Origin of the sequence: Cryptosporangium arvum DSM 44712, from assembly GCF_000585375.1 — a bacterium.
GTDB classification, from domain to species: domain Bacteria; phylum Actinomycetota; class Actinomycetes; order Mycobacteriales; family Cryptosporangiaceae; genus Cryptosporangium; species Cryptosporangium arvum.
On record NZ_KK073874.1, the window covers coordinates 6068932 to 6089088 of the forward strand.

Consider the following 20157-nt stretch of genomic DNA (forward strand, 5'->3'; position numbering starts at 1 on the left):
TGGTCTTCCGCGCAGACCGGATCGGCCGTCACGAACGCCTCGTGACAGCACGTCGTCCACCGTGAGACATGGGTTCTCCGTCGAGGCACGGCACCTGGACCGAATCGGACAGCCGATCCACGTGCGAGAAAAAGCTCATCGATACGCGTTTCGGACAATAACGTATGTAAGCCGCACATACGAGAGCCCGATGCGACCGATTCGCACGGATATTGCCCTCTATCGCCCCCGCGAGTCTTGCTCACGGCGCGCCTAGTACCCAGTAGACGATTTTGGTGCAATCTGGTCATCGATCGGTACCTGGAGGAACGAGTTCGAGCATCGGGAGGAGCCGGATGGTGAATCGCCGCGCGAGCGCGAGTCTGCGGCTGGCCGTCGCCGGGGTGCTGCTCACCGGCTGCGTCGGCGCGTGTGGGTCGGACGACGACTCACCGTCGACGGAATCGCCGAATCCGTCGTCCACCGCGGCGGCACTGTCCCCGGTGCCGACGTCAGTCCCGACCTCCGCCGGAAGCACGGCCGCACCCACCGAAGCCGCACCCGACGCACCGGAGGCTCCGGTGGCCGCTGGTACCGGACGGGCCGTGCCGTCGGATTCGGGACCGTGCACGTCGAACCAGTTGACCACCCGGGTGATCCGCCAGGCGAGCCGCGAGGGCGGCACCCAGGCATCCGCGCTCGTCACCCTGACGAACGTTTCCAACCGGGGATGCACGGTCGAGGGCTGGGCGGCGTTGCGTCTCGCCGACGGCGACAAGTCCGCGCCGCTGCGAGCGGAAAAGGTGCTTCAGCCGGCACCGCCGAACCTGGTCGGCGTGCCACCGGGGCGGAGCGCGTTCGCCGGCCTGCGATGGCGTGCTTGCTCTCCGCCGGCGCCGACCTGCCTGACCGGCACCCGGATCGAGGTGACGCCTCCGGGCACCAAGTCGGCCGACCGAGCCACGTTGATCGGCCTCTCCGCAGGCGGGAAGTCGATTGCCATGGAGGCCCCGCAGATCAGCCCTTTCCAGCCATCCACGCAGGACATCGTCAACTGGTAGGCCGCATCAGCCTCGGAACCATCCGATCCGGAACCGCGAACACTGTGAGCTGGTAGTCAGGAGATCGTCGTGCGCCGTTGTTTCGTCGTGGGAAGCGGGCTGATCCTGACGCTCTGTGCCGCGAGTGGCTGCGGCGGATCCGGGGATTCTGGCACGCCCAACGTGCGGCCGCCCGGTGGCGTCGCGCCCTTCACCACGCCCGCCGACGAGGAGGAGCAGGCGCGCTCGCAGCCGCTCGAGCCGGTCCTCACCACCGCGCCGCCCTCGCTCGGGCCTACCTCGCCGCCCACACCGGCCACTCAGGCGCCGCCGCCGGCGCCGGGCAACCTCGCGCCGTGCAAGACCGCGGGGCTCAACGTCCGCGTGATCCGTCAGCTCGGGACGAGCAAGAACGCGCCCGGCGTGGGGCTGATCGCGCTCCGGAACACCGGTACGAAGACTTGCGCGCTCAGTGGGTGGCCTGCGGTCGGGCTCACGAAGGCCGGGGCGCTGCTCGGTGTGCCGGCGACGAACGTCAACAAGCCGCGCAAACCGGTCGGGATGGCGCTTCAGCCGCAGCGGACCGCGTTCGCGGGGCTGCAGTGGCGTGGGTGCGCGCCGACGGCGACCGGGTGCAAGAGCGGCGACGGGTTCCGGGTCGGGGCGCCGGGGTCGGGCACCGTGGCGGCCGAGCTCAGCGGGTTCTCGACCGTCGAGCAGAAGGGGTTTCCGGTGAGCGCGATCCTGGTCGGCTCGCTCCAGCCCACCACCACGGACATCATCAGCTGGTGATCGGCCCGCGCCGGCTGCGGCGCGGGCCGATCAGGCTCACATGCTCGCGATCAGTCGGTCGACGCGCTCGTCGACCGAGCGGAACGGGTCCTTGCAGAGCACCGTGCGCTGGGCCTGGTCGTTCAGCTTCAGGTGCACCCAGTCCACGGTGAAGTCGCGCCGGCGCTCCTGCGCTTTACGGATGAACTCGCCGCGCAGGCGGGCCCGCGTGGTCTGCGGCGGCACCGACTTGGCCGCGAACACGTCCAGGTCGCGTGTGGTGCGTTCGACCGCGCCGCGCTTCTCCATCACCTGGAACACGCCCCGGCCGCGCCGGATGTCGTGGTAGGCCAGGTCGAGCTGGGCGACCCGCGGGCTCGACATCGACAGTCCGTGCCGCTCGGAGTAGCGCTCGATCAGCTTGAGCTTGGTGACCCAGTCGATCTCGCGTTCCACCGACGCCAGGTCGTCGCCCTCGACGGCCTTGAGCACGCGGCCCCACAGGTCGATGATGCGACGCGCGGCCGGCCCGCCGCCGTAGCGCTCGACGAACTCCGAGGCCTTGGAGTGGTACTCCATCTGGATGTCGAGCGCGCTGATTTCCTTGCCGTTGGCCAGGCGCACGGTGCGCCGGCCGGTGATGTCGTGCGACACCTCGCGGATCGCCCGGATCGGGTTCTCGAGCGTGAGGTCCTTCATCGTGACGCCGGCCTCGATCATGCGCAGCACGATGTCGGCCGCGCCCACCTTGAGCAGCGTCGTGACCTCGTTCATGTTCGAGTCACCGACGATGACGTGCAGCCGGCGGAAGCGCTCGGCGTCGGCGTGCGGCTCGTCGCGGGTGTTGATGATCGGGCGCGACCGGGTGGTCGCCGACGAGACGCCCTCCCAGATGTGCTCGGCGCGCTGCGAAAGGCAGTACACCGCGCCGCGCGGCGTCTGCAGCACCTTGCCGGCGCCGCAGATGAGCTGACGGGTGACGAGGAACGGGATCAGCACGTCGGCCAGGCGTGCGAACTCACCGTGCCGCGAGACCAGGTAGTTCTCGTGGCACCCGTACGAGTTGCCGGCCGAGTCGGTGTTGTTCTTGAACAGGTAGATGTCCCCGGCAATGCCCTCGTCACGCAGCCGGCGCTCGGCGTCGACGAGCAGACCTTCGAGGATGCGCTCGCCGGCCCGGTCGTGCGTGACCAGGTCGGCGACCGAGTCACACTCCGGGGTGGCGTACTCGGGGTGGGAGCCCACGTCGAGATACAACCGGGCACCGTTGCGGAGAAAGACATTGCTCGACCGGCCCCACGACACCACGCGCCGGAACAAATACCGCGCCACCTCGTCAGGCGAGAGACGCCGCTGGCCCCGGAACGTACACGTGACTCCGTACTCGGTCTCGAGACCGAAGATCCGCCGCTCCATGATTGAACATTAGCCGTCGTGGCACGCCCGCACCCGGCAACAGCGAGCGTGCCCGATTTGCCCCGTAGGACAGTCGCTCTCCGTTTCGGTTCAGCCCTGGTTCAGCAACGCGTAGTAGCGCTTGCACTCTTCGTAGTTGGGCAGCGATCCGTCCGCGAGCGCGGACGCCAGCGACGGAGCGGCCGCGTCCTTCGCCGACAACTGCGGCTCGGACGCCGGCCAGTCGATGCCCAGATCCGGGTCCAGCGGGTGGATCGCGTGTTCGCGCGCGGGTGCGAACGGCTCCGAGCACAGGTAGGTCAGCGTGGCGTCGTCGCTCAACGCGCAGAACCCGTGCCCGAGCCCCTCCGCGATGTACACCGCGCGCCGGTCGGTCTCGTCGAGGCGAACCATCTCGTGCTGACCGTAGGTCGGCGAACCCACCCGCAGGTCGACGATGACGTCGACCACGGCACCGCGCACGCACGTGACGTACTTGGCCTGGCTCGGCGGCACGTCGGCGAAGTGGATCCCCCGCACGACACCCCGCGCCGACACCGAGAGGTTGCCCTGCGCGAGCCGCAGCGGATGCCCCACCGCCTCGGCCAGATGGTCGAACCGGTACCACTCGGTGAACAGACCACGCGGGTCGCCGTGCTGGACCGGCGTGATCTCCCACGCGCCGTCGATGCTCAGGGGTCGAATCTTCACGCGGCCACCGTAGCGGCCCGGGCTCAGGGCTTGCGGCCCACGGTCACGAACTCGTTGTAGGCGAAGAACTTGCCCGCGAACCGCGGAAACGGGAACGAATACGTCTTCTCCACCGACAGGCCGACGTCCTTCGCCAGCGCCGAGACCTCGTCGAAACCGCTGAAGCGGACGTGGGTCGCGTCGGTGGTGTAGCCCTTTTCCTGCGGGGTGATGAAGACGATGCGCCCACCGGAGCGCAGGTACGGCAGGTAGGACTCGACGACGGCCTTGGCCTCGGGCTCCAGCAGGTGCTCGACCAGGTGGGACGCGAGGATCGCGTCGAACGAGTCGGGCTTGGCGTCCGCGGAGGCGTGGAACTCGTCCACCGTGTACGCGGTGAACCCGCGCTGCCGGGCGATCTCGATCGACGTGGCGTTGTGGTCGACCCCGACCGGCGCCGGGTTCTTGCCGTCGGCGAGGTGCGACAGGTTACGCCCGATGCCGCAGCCGACGTCGAGCGTGCGGCCGAGCCGGAGCCGGCGCAGGTTCCACCGGTACGGGGCCTGGACGTTGAGCACCTGCTTCCAGCGCGCGGTTTCCAGCCGCTGGAGCCGCTCGGCGTAGTCCGCTCCGGCGGTTCCCGGACCGTCGTTGGTGGCCACGGTCACCCTCTCTGGTCGAGCCATGTGACCCCGGCACCCTATCGCCCGGTGGACACGAGGGTCCCGCGCCCCCGGGACCCTCAACCTGGATGGGTAGCCGCCGATAGAGCAGCAAAACTCGCGGGACTGTGAAAAGGGGGGCACGATGGCCATTGCCTCGATCCACCGGATGAGCATTCGCAGCAACATGGTCGTCACCGCCGCCGTCGCACTTCTCGCGGCCGCAGCCATCGGTGGCGTGAGCCTCGTGCAGATGAACCGGATCGCGGACCGGGCCAAAGCGATCCACAGTCAATCGGTCGAGCCGCTGAGGGTCATCGGTGAGGTACAGCAGACCGTCTGGCACTTCCGGTGGGCCAGTCTCTCCGCCACGACCGCCACCGACGCGGCGAGCGAGGCGAAGTACAAGACGATCACCAGCGAGCAGCTGGACGCCCTCGACGGCTACATCGCGGACTTCCAGCGGTCGGCCGCATCGCCGGCCGAGAAGGCGGCCTTCGCGAAATTCACCGAGGCCTGGGGCGTGTACCTGGAGCTACGGAAGCAGTCGACGGCGCTGAAGGCCGCCGGGCGCCTGGCCGAGTGGCAGACGTTCCGGTCCGAGAAGCTGAACCCGCAGACCGCCGTGGCGATCGAGGCCCTCGACAAAGCCAAGTCGCTGCTGACCGAGGACGCCGCCGCCGCGGCTGCCGACGCGAAGAGCACGGCCGGGAACGCCCGGATCATGATCCTCGTGGTGTTGTGCCTCGGCATCGCGCTCACCGCGAGCCTGGCGCTGGCCGCAGCGGGATCCATGGTCCGCCGCGTCCACGCGCTCCGCGATCAGCTCCGCGCGATCTCCGAGGGTGACCTCGCGCAGCGTCCGGTGGACGAGGCACCGAACGAGATCGGTGAGATGTCCCGCGCGGTGCACCAGGCGGCGGAGCGGATGCGGACCACGATCCTCACGCTCGCCGAGACCAGCGTCGGGCTCTCCCGCAGCGCGGCGTCGCTGCAGGGCGCCAGCCAGGAGCTCACCGAGAACGCCGACCGGGCCAGCCAGCAGGTGTCGGCGCTGGACACCGCGGCCGGCGAGGTGACCGGTGGCGTGCAGGCGGTGGCCGGCGGTGCCCAGGAGATGGGCGCGGCGATCCGCGAGATCTCGGTCAACGCGTCGGACGCCGCCACGGTGGCCAATCAGGCGGTGGAGTCGGCCGCGGCGACCCAGCAGGTCATGGTGCGCCTCGGCAACTCCTCCAGCGAGATCGGCAGCGTACTCAAGGCCATCACCGCGATCGCCGAGCAGACGAACCTGCTCGCGCTCAACGCAACGATCGAGGCGGCCCGCGCGGGCGAGAGCGGCAAGGGGTTCGCGGTCGTCGCCGGCGAGGTGAAGGACCTCGCGCAGGAGACCGCGAAGGCGACCGACGAGATCGGCCGCCGGATCGACGCGATCCAGCAGGACACCCGCAGCGCCGCCGACGCGATCGCGAGCATCAGCGAGATCATCGGCAAGATCAACGACTACCAGACGACGATCGCCTCGGCCGTCGAGGAGCAGAGCGCGACGACGGCCGGCATGACCGGCGACCTCGACCGGGTCGCCGGGGGCACCGGGGAGATCAGCGGTCAGCTGAGCCAGGTCGCCCAGCTCACCCAGGCGACCGAGGGCGCGGCCCGGGCCACCCGGACGGCGGCCGGTGAGCTGGACGTCGCGTCGGAGCAGCTGCGTGCCGCGATCGGCACGTTCCGCTACTAGGCGCCTCGGCTAGGAACCGAGTAGCTCGATCAGGTAGTCGCCGTAGCCGGACTTGCGCAGCGGCTCGGCCAGGGCGCGCAGCTGCTCGTCGTCGATGTAGCCCTGTCGCCAGGCCACCTCCTCGACGCAGCCGATCTTGAAGCCCTGCCGTTCCTCGATGACCCGCACGTACTCGGCGGCCTGCACCAGCGAGGTGAACGTCCCGGTGTCCAGCCAGGCGGTGCCCCGATCGAGCACCGTGACCTTGAGCTGCTGCTCGTCGAGGTAGGCCTGGTTGACCGCGGTGATCTCCAGCTCGCCCCGGGCCGAGGGCTGCAGACCCTTGGTGATCTCCACGACCCGGTTGTCGTAGAAGTACAGCCCCGGTACGACATATTTGCTCTTCGGCTTCTCCGGCTTCTCCTCCAGGGAGAGCACGGTGCCGGTCTCGTCGAACTCCACGACGCCGTAGGCCTCGGGGTTGGCGACCGGATAGGCGAAGACCCGACCCCCGGTCAGACCGTTGTGGGTCGAGAGCTGCCGGCCCAGGCCGGCCCCGTGGAAGATGTTGTCACCCAGCACCAGCGCCACCGGCTGGTCACCGATGAACTGCTCACCGATGAGGAACGCCTGCGCGATGCCGTCGGGAGACGGCTGCACCGCGTACTGGATGTCCATGCCCCAGCGCGATCCGTCGCCGAGCAACCGCTCGAACTGCGCCGCGTCACCCGGTGTCGTGATCACGAGGACCTCACGAACACCCGCGTACATCAGCGTCGAGAGCGGGTAGTACACCATCGGTTTGTCGAAGACAGGCATGAGCTGCTTCGACACCGCGTGAGTAATCGGCCACAAGCGTGAACCTGTGCCGCCGGCCAGGAGGATTCCGCGCACGGCGGGAAGCCTACGCGATCGGGGTGACCGCGCGTGTTCCCCGCCGGACGCCTCCGCCGGCTGCCGTGAGCCGCGTTACTCCTTCTCGCCATTGAGCTCGGGGATCGCGTCGACGCCGAGATCCCCGGCGGCGACGGCGCCGGCGGCCCCGAGCGTGCCCGGCGCCACCTGCGTCTCGCGGTGGGCGTCCTCGGCGGTCCGGCCGGCCGACGGGTCACCGGGGCGGGGCAATCCGGATCCTTCACCGACCGGCTGGTTGTGAAAATCGGATGACGTTGTCATGGAACGGACATACCCGGCAGTGACCGCCGTATGCGTGGCTCGGCGATTCACGATCTGTCGCCCCTGGTGACTACACTCCGGTCCCCGTGAGGATTCTTGTCACCGGCGGCGCCGGATTCATCGGATCGCATTACGTTCGCACGCTCCTGAGCGGCGGATACGCGGGTGCGGACGACTGGTCGGTGACGGTGCTGGACTCCCTCACCTACTCCGGGAACCTGCCGAACCTCGACCCGGTCGCCGACCACCCCCGGTACACGTTCGTCAAGGGCGACATCACCGATGTCGATCTGGTGAACGATCTGATGCCCGGGCACGACGCGGTCGTGCACTTCGCCGCCGAGTCGCACGTCGACCGGTCGATCCTCGGTGCCGCGCAGTTCGTCACCACGAACGTGCTGGGCACCCAGACGCTGCTCGAGGCCGCGCACCGCCACGGCACCGGCCGGTTCCTGCACGTCTCCACCGACGAGGTGTACGGCTCGATCGAGCTCGGCTCCTGGCCCGAGACCGACCCGCTGGCGCCCAACTCGCCGTACTCGGCGTCCAAGGCCGCCAGCGACCTGCTGGCGCTCGCCTACTTCCGCACCCACCACGTCGACGTCGTGGTGACCCGGTGCAGCAACAACTACGGGCCGTACCAGTTCCCGGAGAAGGTCATCCCGCTGTTCGTCACCAACCTGCTGGACGGCAAGCCGGTGCCGCTCTACGGCGACGGCGGCAACGTGCGCGACTGGCTGCACGTCGACGACCACTGCCGGGGTATCCAGCTGGCGCTGCGGGGCGGGCGGGCCGGCCAGGTCTACAACATCGGCGGCGGCACCGAGCTGACCAACCGCGAGCTCACCCAGCTCCTGCTCGACGCCACCGGGCGGGACTGGGAGTCGTTCGTCACCCCGGTGGAGGACCGCAAGGGCCACGACCGGCGGTACTCGGTCGACATCACGAAGATCCACACCGAACTGGGCTACTCCCCCGCCGTGCCGTTCGAGAAAGGCCTGGCCGAGACCGTGGCCTGGTACCGCGACCAGCGCGACTGGTGGGAGCCCCTCAAGCAGCGCGCAGCCCTGGAGAAGTAAGTCGTGCGCTGGCTGATCACCGGCGCCGGAGGCGCCCTCGGACACGACCTCCGCTCGCTGCTGCCCGACGCGACGGCGGCGACGCGCGCGGAGCTGGACATCACCGATCCCGACGCCGTCCGCGCCGCCGTGGACGGGCACGACGTCGTGGTCAACACCGCCGCGTACACCGCGGTGGACGCGGCCGAGTCGGACGAGGCCGCCGCGACCCGGGTGAACGGGTTCGGCGTCGCGTTCCTCGCCGAGGCCTGCGCCGCCACCGGGGCCACGCTGCTGCAGGTCTCGACGGACTACGTGCTGCCGGGGGATGCGTCCTCCCCCTGCCCCGAGGACTCCCCCACCGACCCGGTGAACGCGTACGGGCGCAGCAAGCTGGCCGGCGAGCAGGCCGTGCTCTCGGCGCTGCCCGAACGCGGCTACGTCGTGCGCACCGCGTGGCTCTACGGCGAGAACGGCACCAACTTCGTGGCGACGATGCTCAAGCTGGCCGCCGCGCGCCCCACCGTGAGCGTGGTCGACGACCAGCACGGGCAGCCGACCTGGACGGCCGCGCTGGCCGCACAGCTGGTCGCGCTCGGGCAGGCCGCCCGGGACGGCCGGGCGGCCCCGGGCGTCTACCACGGCACCGCGAGCGGGCAGACCACCTGGCACGGGCTGACGCAGGCGATCTACTCGCTGGCCGGGCTGGATCCGGCCCGGGTCGAGACCACCACCAGCGACGCGTTCCCGCGCCCGGCGAAGCGGCCGGCCTACAGCGTGCTCGGGCACGACCGCTGGGCCGCCTCGGGGGTGGCCGTGCAGCCGCACTGGCACGACCAGCTCGAAGAAGCGCTCAAGCGGCCGGCGTTCGCCCAACTCGTCGACGCGGCGCACACCTCGTGACGTGGGCCCGGCTACGCGCGCTCCTCGGGAGCGCCGCGTCCGTGGGCGCCGGGTACCTGGTGCTCGGCGGCGCCGGGTACCTGTTCCTCGCGGTCGCCAGCCGGGTCTTCGACGAGGCCGCGTACTCGGCGCTCGCGTCGGTGTACCTGCTCGTCAACATCATCGGCCCCGGGTTGTTCGCGGCCGTCGAGCAGGAGACCAGCCGGAACGTCTCGACGCGGCTGGCCCGCGGCGAGGACCCCGGGCCGGTCGTACGCCGGCTCGCGCTGCTCTCGGCCGGTCTCTTCGCCGGCATCGCGGTCGTGACGCTGGCGCTCTCCCCCGTGCTGCTGCCCGACGTGCTGCACGGCAACACGGTGCTGCTGGCCGGCTTGCTGGTCGCGAGCGCGTCCTACGCCGTGGTGTCGGTGACCCGCGGCAACTTCGGCGGGCGCCACGCGTTCGGCCGGTACGGCACCTCGGTGGGCACCGAGGGCACCGTGCGGCTCGTGGCCGCGGTCGGGCTGGCCGTGCTCGCGCTCGCCGGCGCGGCGGTCGCCGGGGCGTCGAGCCTGTACGGCCTGGTGTTCTGCGTGGCACCCGCGGTGGCGGTCGTGCTGACCGCGGGTTGGTTCACCCGCGACCTGCGCGGCGGCCCGAGCGCCACGGACGCCGCACCGGAACCGATCGGGCCGCTCGTCCGCAGCACCGGGCTGCTCACCGTGGCCTGGGGGCTGTCGCTGGCGATCGCGAACGCGGCGCCGGTCGTGGTCAGCGCGCTGTCGGAGAACGACGCCGCGAACGCGGCGTTCGCGTCCGCGGTGGTGCTGGCCCGGATCCCGCTGTTCGTGTTCCAGGGCGCGCAGTCGCTGGTCCTCCCGTCGTTCTCCCGGGCCGCGGCCTCGGCTGATCCGGGCGCGCTGCGCCGGGCGGTCCGGCCGGCGTTGCTGCTCGTCGCCGTCGTCGGTGCGTTGGCGGTGCTGGTCAGCGCGGTCCTCGGCGGTTGGCTCGGGCGCCTCGCGTTCGGCCCGTCGTTCACCAGTTCCGACGCGCTGGTCACCGCGCTGATGGTCGGTACCGTCGCCGGCATGGCCGTGCAGATCGTCCAGCCGGCGCTGCTCGCACTGGGCCGGCACCGCTGGGTCGCCGGCGGCTGGGTGGTCGGCCTGATCGTGTTCGCGGCCTCGTTCGCGTTGCCGTTCGAGCCGGTCACCGACGCCGTGATCGCCCAGCTGGCCAGCGCCGCCGCGACGATCGGCGTGCTCGGCGCGGTCCTGTACCGGGCGCTCCGGCCCGCCCCCGCCCCCGCGCGTGAGGAGTTCAGCGATGTCCAACCCGCCTGAGCGGGTCAGCGCGGTGGTTCTGGCCTACAAGGCCGAACCCTGGCTGCAGCGTGCGGTCGAGGCGCTGCTGGCGTCGGAGAAGGTCGCGGTCGACGTCGTGCTCGTCGACAACGGCTGCACGACCGACGACGTCGAGATCCTGGAGAAGCTGGACGGGGTCACCGTGGTGCGCCCGGGCATCAACACCGGGTTCGCCGGCGGCTGCAACCTGGGGGCGAGGTCCGCGACCGGTGAGTACCTGGCCCTGGTCAACGGCGACGCCGTGGTCGAGCCGACGACGATGGCCCGCCTGGTCGAGGAGGCGTCGAAGCCCGACGTCGGCATCGCGGTGGCCAGCGTGCGCCTCGCCGAGGACCCGACGCTGCTCAACGCGGGCGCGAACCCGATCCACGTGCTCGGGTTGTCGTGGTCGGGCCGGATGGGTGAGCCGGAGACGCTCACCGAGCCGGTCGAGACCGCCGGGGCGTCCGGCGCGTGCGTCGTGGTGCCGAAGGCGCACTGGGACGCGCTCGGCGGGTTCGACGAGGAGTACTTCGCCTACCACGAGGACGCGGATCTCTCGATCCGCACCTGGCGCACCGGGCTCCGGGTGCTCTACGTGCCGGACGCCATCGCGGTGCACCGGTACGAGTTCTCACGCAACGACTTCAAGATGTACCTGGTCGAGCGCAACCGGTTGCTGTTCGTCTCGACGCTGTGGAGCGGTAAGGCGCTGGTGCTGCTGGCGCTGCCGCTGGCCGGGCTGGAGGCCGCGATGACGCTGATGGCGGTGTCGCAGGGCTGGTTCCCGGCGAAGGTGAAGGGCTGGCGGTGGCTGCTGAGCCATCGCGGGCACATCCGGGCCCGTCGCCGGGAGCTGCGTGCCGAAGCGACGGTTCCCGACCGCGTCTGGATGCGGCGTCTGACGACGAAAGTCGACGCTTCGGTCATTCCGGTACCAGCTTTGGCCGGCACGGTCAACAGTCTGGTCACGATCTGGTGGAAGGTCGCTCACCGGTGGGTATGAGTAGCGACGCGCGATTAGAGTCCGTGGGAATCGAGAGCGAAGGCGAGAGCATCGTGACGGACGAGGATCCGGCTCTGCTGAGTAGCGCGGAGGTGGCCGAGAGCACCGGCGTCGAAACGCCCGCGGTCGCCGAAGGTGACCTGCACGAGGCGCCGCCGGTCGACGTCCCCGACAACAAGGACGTCTGGCTGGTGATCCCGGTCTACAACGAGGCCCAGGTCATCGCCGACGTCGTCGAGCACGCCCGCCGGACGTTCCCGAACATCGTCTGCGTCGACGACGGGAGCCGGGACGGTTCGGCGGCGGCGATCGCGCCGACCGGGGCCCACCTCGTCCAGCACCCGATCAACATGGGTCAGGGCGCCTCGCTGGAGACCGGCCTGCGGTACGCGCTGTCCCGCCCGGGCGCCGAGTACTTCGTGACGTTCGACGCCGACGGCCAGCACCGCGTCGAGGACGCGCTGCGGATGCTGGAGGTGGCGCGCTCCGGCCAGGCCGACGTGGTGCTCGGTTCACGGTTCCTGGAGTCGAAGGAAACCGTGCCGTGGCTGAAGCGGTTCGTGCTCAAGACCGTCGTGGCGCTCAGCCCCACGGCACGCAAACTGAAGCTCACCGACGCGCACAACGGGCTGCGGGTGCTCAACCGGCCGGCCGCCGAGGGGCTGCGCATCCGGATGAACGGCATGGCGCACGCTTCCGAGATCGTCGGCAAGCTGGCCCGCTCGGACCTGCGTGTCACCGAGATCCCGGTGACGATCCTCTACACCGACTACTCGCGGGCCAAGGGCCAGTCCCTGGTCAATGGCGTCAACATCCTGTTCGAGCTCTCCATGCGGCACCGAGGCGTCTGAGTCATGGTCAACGTCATCCAGTTCCTGCTGCTGCTGTCCGTGGTGGCGGTGCTCTTCTACTTCGTCCGTAGCCAGCACGGCGTGCGGCTGCAGGCCAGCAAGCGGCTCGCGTTCATCGCGTTCCTGATCTTCACCGCGTACGCCGTGCTCCGCCCGGACGACGTCACCTGGGTCGCGCACAAGGTGGGCGTCGGCCGCGGTGCCGACCTGGTGCTGTACGCCACCGTCGTCGCGTTCGTGTTCGTCGTCATCAACTTCTACCTGCGCACGCGGGAGATGGAACGGCGGATCACCGAGCTGGCGCGGGCGGTGGCGCTGCGCGACGCCGAGATCCTCAACCAGCACCGTCTGCCGCTGACCCCGTCGGCCCAGCCCGACGCGGACGAGGCGATGCTGGCCGCCGTGGTGGCCGAAGGCGGCCAGCGCTAAGGCGGCCAGTTCTCGGGGCGGCCAGTTCTCGGGGCGGCCAGTTCTCGGGGCGGCCAGTTCTCGGGGCGGCCAGTTCTCGGGGCGGCCCGGCTCGGAAGGCGGCCCAGCTTCGGGGCGGCCCGGCTTCGGGGCCGGTCAGCTGTGGGGGCGCATGCCGGCCAGGGCGTAGCCGAGCATGCGGACGGCGCTGCGCTCGGCGTCGGACGCATCGGCATTCGCCAGCGCCAAGCCGTTGATGAGCCGCAGCAGATCGCTGACCGGCACCTCGGCGCGCAGCGCGCCGGCGGCCTGGGCGCGGGCCAGCAGGCGCCCGGCCGAGTCCTGCATGGTGGCGTAACACCAGGTGCTGTCGGTGCGTTCGGTGCGCAGCGCGGCGGCCATCCCCCGGTTGCGGATCGAGTGACGCAGCACGGCCTCGAGCCACGTGCCGAGCGCCGCGGCCGGGTCGGGGTCGTCCAGCCGGGCGGCGGCCTGCGCGCACAGTTCGTCGATCTGCTCGTGGAACACCGCTTCGAGCAGCGCGGCCCGGGTCGGGAAGTGCCGGTAGAGCGTTCCCGACCCGACGCCGGCGCGGCGGGCGATGTCGTCGAGCGAAGCCTCGGCGCCGTGCTGGGCGACGGCTTCGCGGGCGGCGTCGAGCAACCGGTCGTAGTTCCGGCGGGCGTCCGCGCGCTGCGGGCGACGGGCGGTTACCGGAGACATGCCCCGGATAGTACTAGCGCAGCTGCCCCTCGATCGCGTCCACGATCTCCGGGGCTTCCGGCCCGGTCTGCGGGCGGAACCGGCGCACGACCGCGCCGTCCGCGTCGACCAGGAACTTCTCGAAGTTCCACTGGACGTCGCCGGCCTCGCCCTCGGCGTCGGCGTGCGTCGTGAGCTCGGCGTAGACCGGGTGCCGGTTCTCGCCGTTGACCTCGATCTTCTCGAACAGTGGGAACGTCACGCCGTAGGTGGCCGAGCAGAACTCCTGGATCTCCTCGGCGGTGCCGGGTTCCTGGCCCATGAACTGGTTGCACGGGAAGCCGAGGACGGTGAAGTTCTTGCCGGCGTACTTCTGTTGCAGCCGCTCGAGGCCCTCGTACTGGGGGGTGAGGCCGCACTTGGAGGCCACGTTCACCAGGAGCAGCGTCTGCCCCGCGTAGTCCCGGAGGCTGGCCGCTTCGCCGGAGAGCGTGCGCAGCGGGATGTCGTAGATCGCCATGGGTGGAGATTAGCTCTGGACGGCAGGTATCGAGCGCATGCGTCGATGCATGAAGCGTGGGTGTGGTTCCGGGCAATCATCTCCTCACCGCTCAGGTTCGAGGGAGGCCCATGAGCCAGCCGATATCGTTCCCCCGCCCGCGGATGCGGCCCGAGGACTCGTACATCCGCTCCGCCCCCGAACGACTTCCCAAGCGTGTGCCCGGCGCCGCGTTGCGCGGTGTACCCGGCGCGCGCCGGGCCGAGCAACCCCGGCTCGACTGGCAGCCCTATCCGCCCCGGCGGCGCGGGTTCTTCGCCCGGCTGCTCACACGGGCAATCGGAGCACTTCGTCGATAGCCGCGAGCAGGTCACGCCGGTTGAACGGCTTCTCGATGAGCGTGACTTCGGGGTCGATCGTGCCTTTCGAGGTGAGCAGCCGCTGGGCGAAGCCGGACATGTACAGCACCGCGACCGCCGGATAGAGCGCCCGCACCTGGTCGGCGACCTCCCGGCCGGAGAGCCCGGGCATCGTGATGTCGGTGAGCAGCAGGTCCAGCCGGCCGGAGTAGGTGGCGGCGAGGTCGACCGCCTCGGCTCCGGACGCCGCCGAGATCACCGTGTACCCCGCCCGGGTCAGGATGGTCTCGATCGACGCGCGCAGGTCGCGCTCGTCGTCGACGAGAAGGATCGTGCCGAAGCCGGCCCTGGGCTCCGTGCCGGGCGCCTCGCCGGGCGCCGGTATCGCCGCGTCCGCCGCCGGGAGCAGGATCGTCATCGTGGTGCCGACGCCGGGCGCCGAGTCCAGCCCGATCGTCCCACCGGCCTGCGACACGATTCCGTAGACCGACGCGAGCCCCAGGCCGGTGCCCTGTCCGTCGGCGGCTTTCGTGCTGAAGAACGGCTCGAACGCGCGCTCGGCCACCTCGGGTGTCATGCCCGTGCCGGTGTCGGCCACCCGGAGCCGCACGTAGGGGCCCCGGTCGAGGCCGTGCAGGGCCGCGTCCATCGCCCCGAGCACGGTGTGGTCGGTGTGCACGCTCAACGAGCCGCCGGCCGGCATCGCGTCGCGCGCGTTGACGGCGAGGTTGACCAGTACCTGCTCGATGCGTCCCGGGTCGGCGCTCACCGCGGCGGGGCGCATCGCCAGGTCCGCGGTCAGCACGATGTTGGCGCCGAGCGTGCCGGTGAGCATGCGCTGCACGTCGCGCACGACGTCGTTCAGATCGAAGACCTGCGGCCGGACGATCTCCCGGCGGCCGAACGCGAGCAGTTGCCGGGTCAGCCGGGCACCGCGCTCGGCGGCCGCGAGAACCTGGGCGACGGCCTCGCGGGCGCCGTCGAGGGCGGGGCCGGCGGTTTCCTCGAGATCCTCTTCGAGGATCGAGGCGTGGGTGCTGATGATCGCGAGCACGTTGTTGAAATCGTGGGCGACGCCCCCCGCGAGCTGTCCGAGGCTGTCCAGACGCTGGGAGCGCTGCAGTTCGTTCTCCAGGCGCTGGTGCTCGGCCTCCTGGCCCAGGCGCGCGGAGATGTCGTGGACGGTCGCGGCCACCAGGAGGCCCTGATCGGTCTCGATCGAGGCGAGTGAGATCTCGGCCGGGAACTCGGTGCCGTTCTTGCGCCGGGCCGCGAGCTGGAGCCCCTCCCCCATCCGGCGCATCCGCGGGTCCGTGACGTAGATCCCCCGGTGCCGGGCGTGGCGTTCCCGAACGTTGACCGGGAGGAGGACCTCCACCGGCTGACCCTCCAGCTCGTCGGCCGCGTACCCGAAGATGCGCTCGGCCTCGGAGTTGGCCAGCTGGATGACGCCGTCCACGTCGACGCCGATGATCGGGAGCGCGGTGGCGTCGAGCAACCAGCGGAACTTGGCCTCACCGCGGTGGCGGGCGGTGACGTCGCGGGAGACGCGGGCGGCCCCGACGATCCGGCCGTCGGCGTCGGTCACCGGGGACACCGACAGCTCCACCGTCATCCGGTGGCCGTCGCGGTGGATGCGCTGGGCTTCGTAGACCTGGACGCTCTCGCCCGCGCTGATGCGCCGGAGGATGTCGGCCTCCTCACCGGCGGTCTCCGGGGGGTAGAGCTCGGCCATCGCGCGGCCACGCATCTCGTCGGCGGTGTAGCCGTAGAGCTGCTCGGCGGCCGCGTTCCACGAGGTCACCTGGCCTTCCAGCGATTCGCCGATGATCGCGTCGCGGGCCGAGCGCACGATCGCGGCCGACCAGCTCTGCGCGGCGCCGACGCTCGCACCGGTACGCAGGGCGAGCGTGGTGCAGGGCCCGGCGGTGGTCGTCGCCGTGCCGCGGGTGACGGTCGCGGTGAAGACGGTGCCGTCCGGGCGGCGGAAGGTCGTCGTGGGCGTTTCGCCGGTGTGGTCCGGTGGGGAGAGGAGATCGGCGAGTGGCCGGTCCACGAGCTCGTGGGCCGGACACGCGAACAGCTCGGCCGCGGCCTCGTCGGCCAGCGCGACCCGGCCGTCCGGGCCGACAGCGATGAACGACAATGTTCCCATTTACCCCATAATGCCAGGCTGCGCTCAGACGAGCGGATCGGGGAACGGCTGCGTCGAGTCGGGGTAGCTGGCCAGCTCGGCGTCGACGTTGCTCTTGTTCACCAGCCAGCTCTGCGTCGTCAGCCGCGGCTTGACGGCTTTGCCGGCGGCGACCTGCCGGCAGGCGCGGACCAGGATCGCTCCCACCGACGCCGGATAGGTGGCCACGGTGGCGTCGAGCTCGCCCGCTTTGACCGCCCGGAGCCCCTCCCGGGTGCCGCCGACCGAGATGACCTTGACCGTGCCGGTCGCGTCAGCTTCGGCGATGGCCGCGGCGGCCGCGCGCCCCGTCGTGTCGCTGCTGACGAAGAGGCCGCGCAGGCCCGGGTGGGCGCCGATCGTCTCGCTGACGATGCGCTTGACGTTGGTGAAGTCGTCGTTCGTGGCGTCGGTGACCACGACGTCGAGCTTGCCGCCGGCCCCGTCCTCGAAGCCTTGGCGCTGCTGCGCCGCGTTGGCGTCGGTCGCGCTGCCGACGACCATCGCGACCGTGCTGCCGGCGGGGACGACGTCGAGCATCTCGCGGACGGCCTGATGGCCGATCTCCAGGTCGCTGGGGCCGATGAACGAGGCGATCGTGAGCCCGGCCTGCTGCGCCACCTGCTCGTCGAGCCGCTGGCCGACGTTGAAGACCTTCACGCCCTTCTTCGCGAACGCGGCGAGCGGGTCGACGAGCGCCTTCGGATCGACCGGGGCGATCGCGAAGCAGGTCATCTTCTCCGGCATGAACGCCTCGACCTTGCTGACCTGGGCGCTGGCCTCGAGGTCGTCGGCGGAGTCCGGTGAGAGGTCGACGTCGGCATCGCGGCCTTCCGCGGTGGCGGCGTCGAGCAGGGCGCCCCAGGTTTCCGACGTGGAGTCGGGGACGACCAGCCCCAGCGTGGTCCTGGTCTCGCGATCGTTCGACCGGGCGGACGCCCCGGCGTCCCCGCAGCCGGCGACCACCAGCACCAGGCTCACCCCGGCCGCGGCCACGGCGCCGCGTCGTAGTCTTCGACCCGGGCGCTCGCGCTCTGTGATCACTCTCACGGTGCTCGAAGCTAGCACTTGCGAACGTTGTTCGCCTCGATGTTCCCTACTGCATCAGCAGGTCAGACGGCTCCCTACCCCCGCAATTCTTGCGAACTGACTCTATTTCGCTCATCACTGTTAGTGAGCGCCCAGTGACAAATGCGCAATCGTCGGTGGGGTCGGGTACTTTCGCGGCGACCTGGTTCTCGGGAGGGGGCACGATGGGCGTGCGGATGGGCACTGCGGCGGGGCGCTGGGTGCTGCTCGCGACCGTGCTCGGCTCGAGCCTCGTGATGCTCGACGGCACCGTCGTCAACGTCGCGCTCGAGCGCATCGGCCAGGATCTGGACGCCGATTTCGCCGCTCTGCAGTGGATCGTGAACGCCTACACGCTCGCGCTCGCGGCGCTGATCCTGCTCGGCGGCGCGCTCGGCGATCGCTTCGGCCGGCGGCGGGTGTTCCTGTTCGGGGTCGCCTGGTTCGCGCTGGCGTCGCTGCTCTGCGCGGTGGCACCCACCGCCGAGATGCTGGCCGGCGCGCGGGCGCTGCAGGGCATCGGCGGAGCGCTGCTGACGCCGGGAAGCCTGGCGATGATCGCGGCGACGTTCGACCCCGCCGACCGCTCGCGGGCCGTCGGGGCGTGGTCGGCGTTCGGCGGTATCGCGGGCGCGATCGGCCCGTTCGTCGGCGGGTGGCTGGTCGAGTGGGACTGGCGAGCGGTGTTCCTGCTGAACCTGCCGCTGGCGGTCGTGGTCATGATCGTGGCCCGCGTGCACGTGCCGGAGTCACGCGACCCCGACACGGTGCGCGGCTTCGACGTGAGCGGCACGGTCGTCGGGGCCGGTGGGCTCGGCGTGCTCACGTACGGGCTGATCGCCGCCGGGGGGCGTGGGTTCGACGGGTTGGTCGGCGCGCTCGTGGCCACCGGCCTGGTGCTGCTCGGCGTGTTCCTGGTCATCGAGCGGCGGTCGCCGCACCCGCTGGTGCCGCTGGACCTGTTCACGAACCGCACGTTCAGCGCGGTCAACGGCGTCACGTTCGCGGTCTACGCCGCGCTCGGCGTCTTCTTCTTCCTGCTGGTGCTGCAACTGCAGGTGGTGGCCGGGTTCTCGCCGCTGGCCGCGGGCACCGCACTGCTGCCGGTGACCGCGGTGATGCTGCTGCTGTCGTCGCGCACCGGCGCGCTCGCCGACCGCATCGGCGCCCGGATCCCCCTGACCGCCGGCCCACTGGTGGCCGCAGCCGGTTTACTGCTCGTCACCCGGGTCGGAGAGGACGCGTCCTACGTCACCACGGTGCTGCCCGCCGTGCTGGTGTTCGGCCTGGGCCTGTCGCTGACGGTGGCGCCGCTCACCGCCACCGTGCTGGGCTCGGCGGAGTCACGCCACGCGGGGATCGCGTCGGGCGTGAACAACGCGGTCGCCCGGGCGGCGGGGCTGCTGTCGGTGGCCGTGATCCCGGTGGTGGCGGGGTTGTCGGGCCAGGCGTACGCGAATCCCGAGGTGATGGCCGACGGATTCCGCATGGCGATGACGATCTCGGCGGGGCTGCTCGGGGTGGGTGCGGTGCTGGCGTTCGCACTGATCCGGACGCCGGCGCGGGTCTCGACGGCGGCGGCGCCGACGGGGGTGGCGCCGACGGGGGTGGCCGCTGCTCCGGAGGTGGTACCCGGGTCTGTTGCCGGCGCGGAGGTTGGCGCTGGTTCTGCTGTGGCGCCTGATGGTGGGGTGGCGCGAGGAGACAGCGAGACGGATGGGGTGGGAGCCGGCTTCGATCTCGCGAAGTGCCTGCACTGCGGCATCACCGGACCTCAACTGCATCCGGGGCCAGCGGTGTCCGCCGAGGCGCAGCCTGGTTCGCGCTAGCGGCGCTGTGTGCGCGGAGTGAGTCGTTTTGCCCTCGGCGATGAGTGTGCGCCGGGGGTCGTCGGGTTCCGGCGGTTCAGTGCTTGCGCGCTCTGGTGTTCGGGGCTTGCGCGCTCTGGGCTCAGGCGCTTGCGGGTTCTGCGCGCACCGCCGTCGGGCGGTGGGGTGTGCCGCCAGGCCGGAGACGCCGCCCGGCGAAGGGGTTAGGTGCCGCCCAGCGATCGGGTAGTTAGGGCGGACCAACTGCGTGGACACCACCGCGGGAACGCCACTGCGGGAACGCCACCGCACGGAGGCCCGGCGCACGGAGGCCCACCGCACGGAGGCCCGGCGCACGGGCACCGCCGCGCGGATGCTCGCCGCGGGGACACCGCCCGCTGCGTGGGGCCCGCTGTGTTGAGGCCCGCTGTGTGGAGGCCCGCTGTGTAGAGGCCGCTGCGTGGAGCACCGCTGTGTAGAGGCCCGCTGTGTAGAGGCCGCTGCGTGGAGCCCCGCTGCATAGCGGCCCACCACGCGGACGCCACCACCGAGAGGCACGCCGCATAGTGG

19 protein-coding genes are annotated in these 20157 nt (G+C 70.9%); 10 read left to right on the forward strand and 9 right to left on the reverse strand.

The annotated features are described in order from the left end of the window. Window positions 1-335: 335 nt before the first annotated feature. Window positions 336-1040, forward strand: a complete 705-nt coding sequence (locus CRYAR_RS46075) for a DUF4232 domain-containing protein (protein WP_084701022.1) — start codon at window positions 336-338, stop codon at window positions 1038-1040. Window positions 1041-1202: 162 nt separating this feature from the next. Next, a complete protein-coding gene (locus tag CRYAR_RS43745) occupies window positions 1203-1811 on the forward strand; it encodes a DUF4232 domain-containing protein (RefSeq protein WP_051571029.1) in 609 nt (202 codons plus the stop codon). Between the two features lie 36 nt (window positions 1812-1847). Here the strand turns inward: CRYAR_RS43745 and pafA are convergent, their stop codons facing one another. The 3 genes from pafA to CRYAR_RS27795 form a co-directional block, all read right to left on the reverse strand. Continuing rightward, window positions 1848-3206, reverse strand: coding sequence for a Pup--protein ligase (pafA, locus tag CRYAR_RS27785; protein WP_035856327.1), 1359 nt, complete (start codon window positions 3204-3206; stop codon window positions 1848-1850). 90 nt (window positions 3207-3296) lie between these two features. Further along, window positions 3297-3896 carry a dTDP-4-dehydrorhamnose 3,5-epimerase family protein gene (locus tag CRYAR_RS27790; protein WP_035856329.1) on the reverse strand — a complete coding sequence of 200 codons (600 nt, stop codon included), beginning with the start codon at window positions 3894-3896 and terminating at the stop codon, window positions 3297-3299. Window positions 3897-3919: 23 nt separating this feature from the next. Next, window positions 3920-4561 (reverse strand): class I SAM-dependent methyltransferase, encoded by a 642-nt coding sequence (locus CRYAR_RS27795; RefSeq protein ID WP_035856330.1) that lies wholly within the window; start codon window positions 4559-4561, stop codon window positions 3920-3922. Between the two features lie 121 nt (window positions 4562-4682). Between CRYAR_RS27795 and CRYAR_RS27800 the strand changes: the two genes are divergently transcribed. Then, entirely contained in the window at window positions 4683-6275 is a 1593-nt protein-coding gene (locus CRYAR_RS27800; RefSeq protein ID WP_035856331.1) for a methyl-accepting chemotaxis protein, read from the forward strand. 9 nt (window positions 6276-6284) lie between these two features. Here the strand turns inward: CRYAR_RS27800 and rfbA are convergent, their stop codons facing one another. Both rfbA and CRYAR_RS47590 read right to left on the reverse strand, forming a co-directional pair. Then, complete coding sequence (gene rfbA / locus CRYAR_RS27805) at window positions 6285-7148, reverse strand: glucose-1-phosphate thymidylyltransferase RfbA (RefSeq protein ID WP_035856332.1); 864 nt, start codon at window positions 7146-7148, stop codon at window positions 6285-6287. 75 nt (window positions 7149-7223) lie between these two features. Next, complete coding sequence (locus CRYAR_RS47590; protein WP_157018125.1) at window positions 7224-7379, reverse strand: hypothetical protein; 156 nt, start codon at window positions 7377-7379, stop codon at window positions 7224-7226. A 137-nt stretch (window positions 7380-7516) separates the two neighbouring features. Between CRYAR_RS47590 and rfbB the strand changes: the two genes are divergently transcribed. From rfbB to CRYAR_RS27835, 6 genes are all read left to right on the forward strand, one after another. Further along, window positions 7517-8509: a dTDP-glucose 4,6-dehydratase gene (gene rfbB, locus CRYAR_RS27810; RefSeq protein WP_035856333.1), complete on the forward strand. Its 993-nt coding sequence runs from the start codon at window positions 7517-7519 to the stop codon at window positions 8507-8509. A gap of 3 nt (window positions 8510-8512) precedes the next feature. Further along, complete coding sequence (gene rfbD, locus CRYAR_RS27815; RefSeq protein ID WP_035856335.1) at window positions 8513-9391, forward strand: dTDP-4-dehydrorhamnose reductase; 879 nt, start codon at window positions 8513-8515, stop codon at window positions 9389-9391. Continuing rightward, window positions 9388-10713 (forward strand): polysaccharide biosynthesis protein, encoded by a 1326-nt coding sequence (locus CRYAR_RS27820; protein ID WP_035856337.1) that lies wholly within the window; start codon window positions 9388-9390, stop codon window positions 10711-10713. Before rfbD ends, CRYAR_RS27820 begins: the two co-directional genes overlap by 4 nt. Next, entirely contained in the window at window positions 10697-11719 is a 1023-nt protein-coding gene (locus CRYAR_RS27825) for a glycosyltransferase family 2 protein (protein ID WP_035856339.1), read from the forward strand. Before CRYAR_RS27820 ends, CRYAR_RS27825 begins: the two co-directional genes overlap by 17 nt. Window positions 11720-11859: 140 nt before the next feature. Beyond that, the gene (locus CRYAR_RS27830; protein ID WP_051572217.1) at window positions 11860-12570 is read left to right on the forward strand and encodes a glycosyltransferase; all 711 of its coding nucleotides are present in this window, start codon (window positions 11860-11862) and stop codon (window positions 12568-12570) included. A 3-nt stretch (window positions 12571-12573) separates the two neighbouring features. After that, window positions 12574-12999 carry a DUF2304 domain-containing protein gene (locus tag CRYAR_RS27835; protein ID WP_051571030.1) on the forward strand — a complete coding sequence of 142 codons (426 nt, stop codon included), beginning with the start codon at window positions 12574-12576 and terminating at the stop codon, window positions 12997-12999. A gap of 135 nt (window positions 13000-13134) precedes the next feature. Here the strand turns inward: CRYAR_RS27835 and CRYAR_RS27840 are convergent, their stop codons facing one another. From CRYAR_RS27840 to CRYAR_RS27855, 4 genes are all read right to left on the reverse strand, one after another. Next, window positions 13135-13701 (reverse strand): TetR/AcrR family transcriptional regulator, encoded by a 567-nt coding sequence (locus CRYAR_RS27840; protein ID WP_035856340.1) that lies wholly within the window; start codon window positions 13699-13701, stop codon window positions 13135-13137. A 13-nt stretch (window positions 13702-13714) separates the two neighbouring features. After that, window positions 13715-14200 (reverse strand): glutathione peroxidase, encoded by a 486-nt coding sequence (locus CRYAR_RS27845; protein ID WP_035856341.1) that lies wholly within the window; start codon window positions 14198-14200, stop codon window positions 13715-13717. A gap of 306 nt (window positions 14201-14506) precedes the next feature. Continuing rightward, window positions 14507-16693, reverse strand: coding sequence for a hybrid sensor histidine kinase/response regulator (locus CRYAR_RS27850; RefSeq protein WP_084701028.1), 2187 nt, complete (start codon window positions 16691-16693; stop codon window positions 14507-14509). A gap of 24 nt (window positions 16694-16717) precedes the next feature. Next, window positions 16718-17761 (reverse strand): substrate-binding domain-containing protein, encoded by a 1044-nt coding sequence (locus CRYAR_RS27855; protein ID WP_169745092.1) that lies wholly within the window; start codon window positions 17759-17761, stop codon window positions 16718-16720. A gap of 203 nt (window positions 17762-17964) precedes the next feature. Between CRYAR_RS27855 and CRYAR_RS27860 the strand changes: the two genes are divergently transcribed. Beyond that, window positions 17965-19608, forward strand: coding sequence for a DHA2 family efflux MFS transporter permease subunit (locus CRYAR_RS27860; protein WP_084701989.1), 1644 nt, complete (start codon window positions 17965-17967; stop codon window positions 19606-19608). The last annotated feature ends 549 nt before the right edge of the window (window positions 19609-20157 follow it).

What these genes read in the sequence shown, in the direction of transcription:
- CRYAR_RS46075 (WP_084701022.1), top strand. Translation starts at nt 336, where the DNA reads ATGGTGAATCGCCGCGCGAGCGCGAGTCTGCGGCTGGCCGTCGCCGGG.
- pafA (WP_035856327.1), bottom strand. Translation starts at nt 3,206, where the DNA reads ATGGAGCGGCGGATCTTCGGTCTCGAGACCGAGTACGGAGTCACGTGT.
- CRYAR_RS27795 (WP_035856330.1), bottom strand. Translation starts at nt 4,561, where the DNA reads ATGGCTCGACCAGAGAGGGTGACCGTGGCCACCAACGACGGTCCGGGA.
- CRYAR_RS27800 (WP_035856331.1), top strand. Translation starts at nt 4,683, where the DNA reads ATGGCCATTGCCTCGATCCACCGGATGAGCATTCGCAGCAACATGGTC.
- CRYAR_RS27825 (WP_035856339.1), top strand. Translation starts at nt 10,697, where the DNA reads ATGTCCAACCCGCCTGAGCGGGTCAGCGCGGTGGTTCTGGCCTACAAG.
- CRYAR_RS27835 (WP_051571030.1), top strand. Translation starts at nt 12,574, where the DNA reads ATGGTCAACGTCATCCAGTTCCTGCTGCTGCTGTCCGTGGTGGCGGTG.
- CRYAR_RS27840 (WP_035856340.1), bottom strand. Translation starts at nt 13,701, where the DNA reads ATGTCTCCGGTAACCGCCCGTCGCCCGCAGCGCGCGGACGCCCGCCGG.
- CRYAR_RS27845 (WP_035856341.1), bottom strand. Translation starts at nt 14,200, where the DNA reads ATGGCGATCTACGACATCCCGCTGCGCACGCTCTCCGGCGAAGCGGCC.
- CRYAR_RS27850 (WP_084701028.1), bottom strand. Translation starts at nt 16,693, where the DNA reads ATGGGAACATTGTCGTTCATCGCTGTCGGCCCGGACGGCCGGGTCGCG.
- CRYAR_RS27860 (WP_084701989.1), top strand. Translation starts at nt 17,965, where the DNA reads ATGGGCGTGCGGATGGGCACTGCGGCGGGGCGCTGGGTGCTGCTCGCG.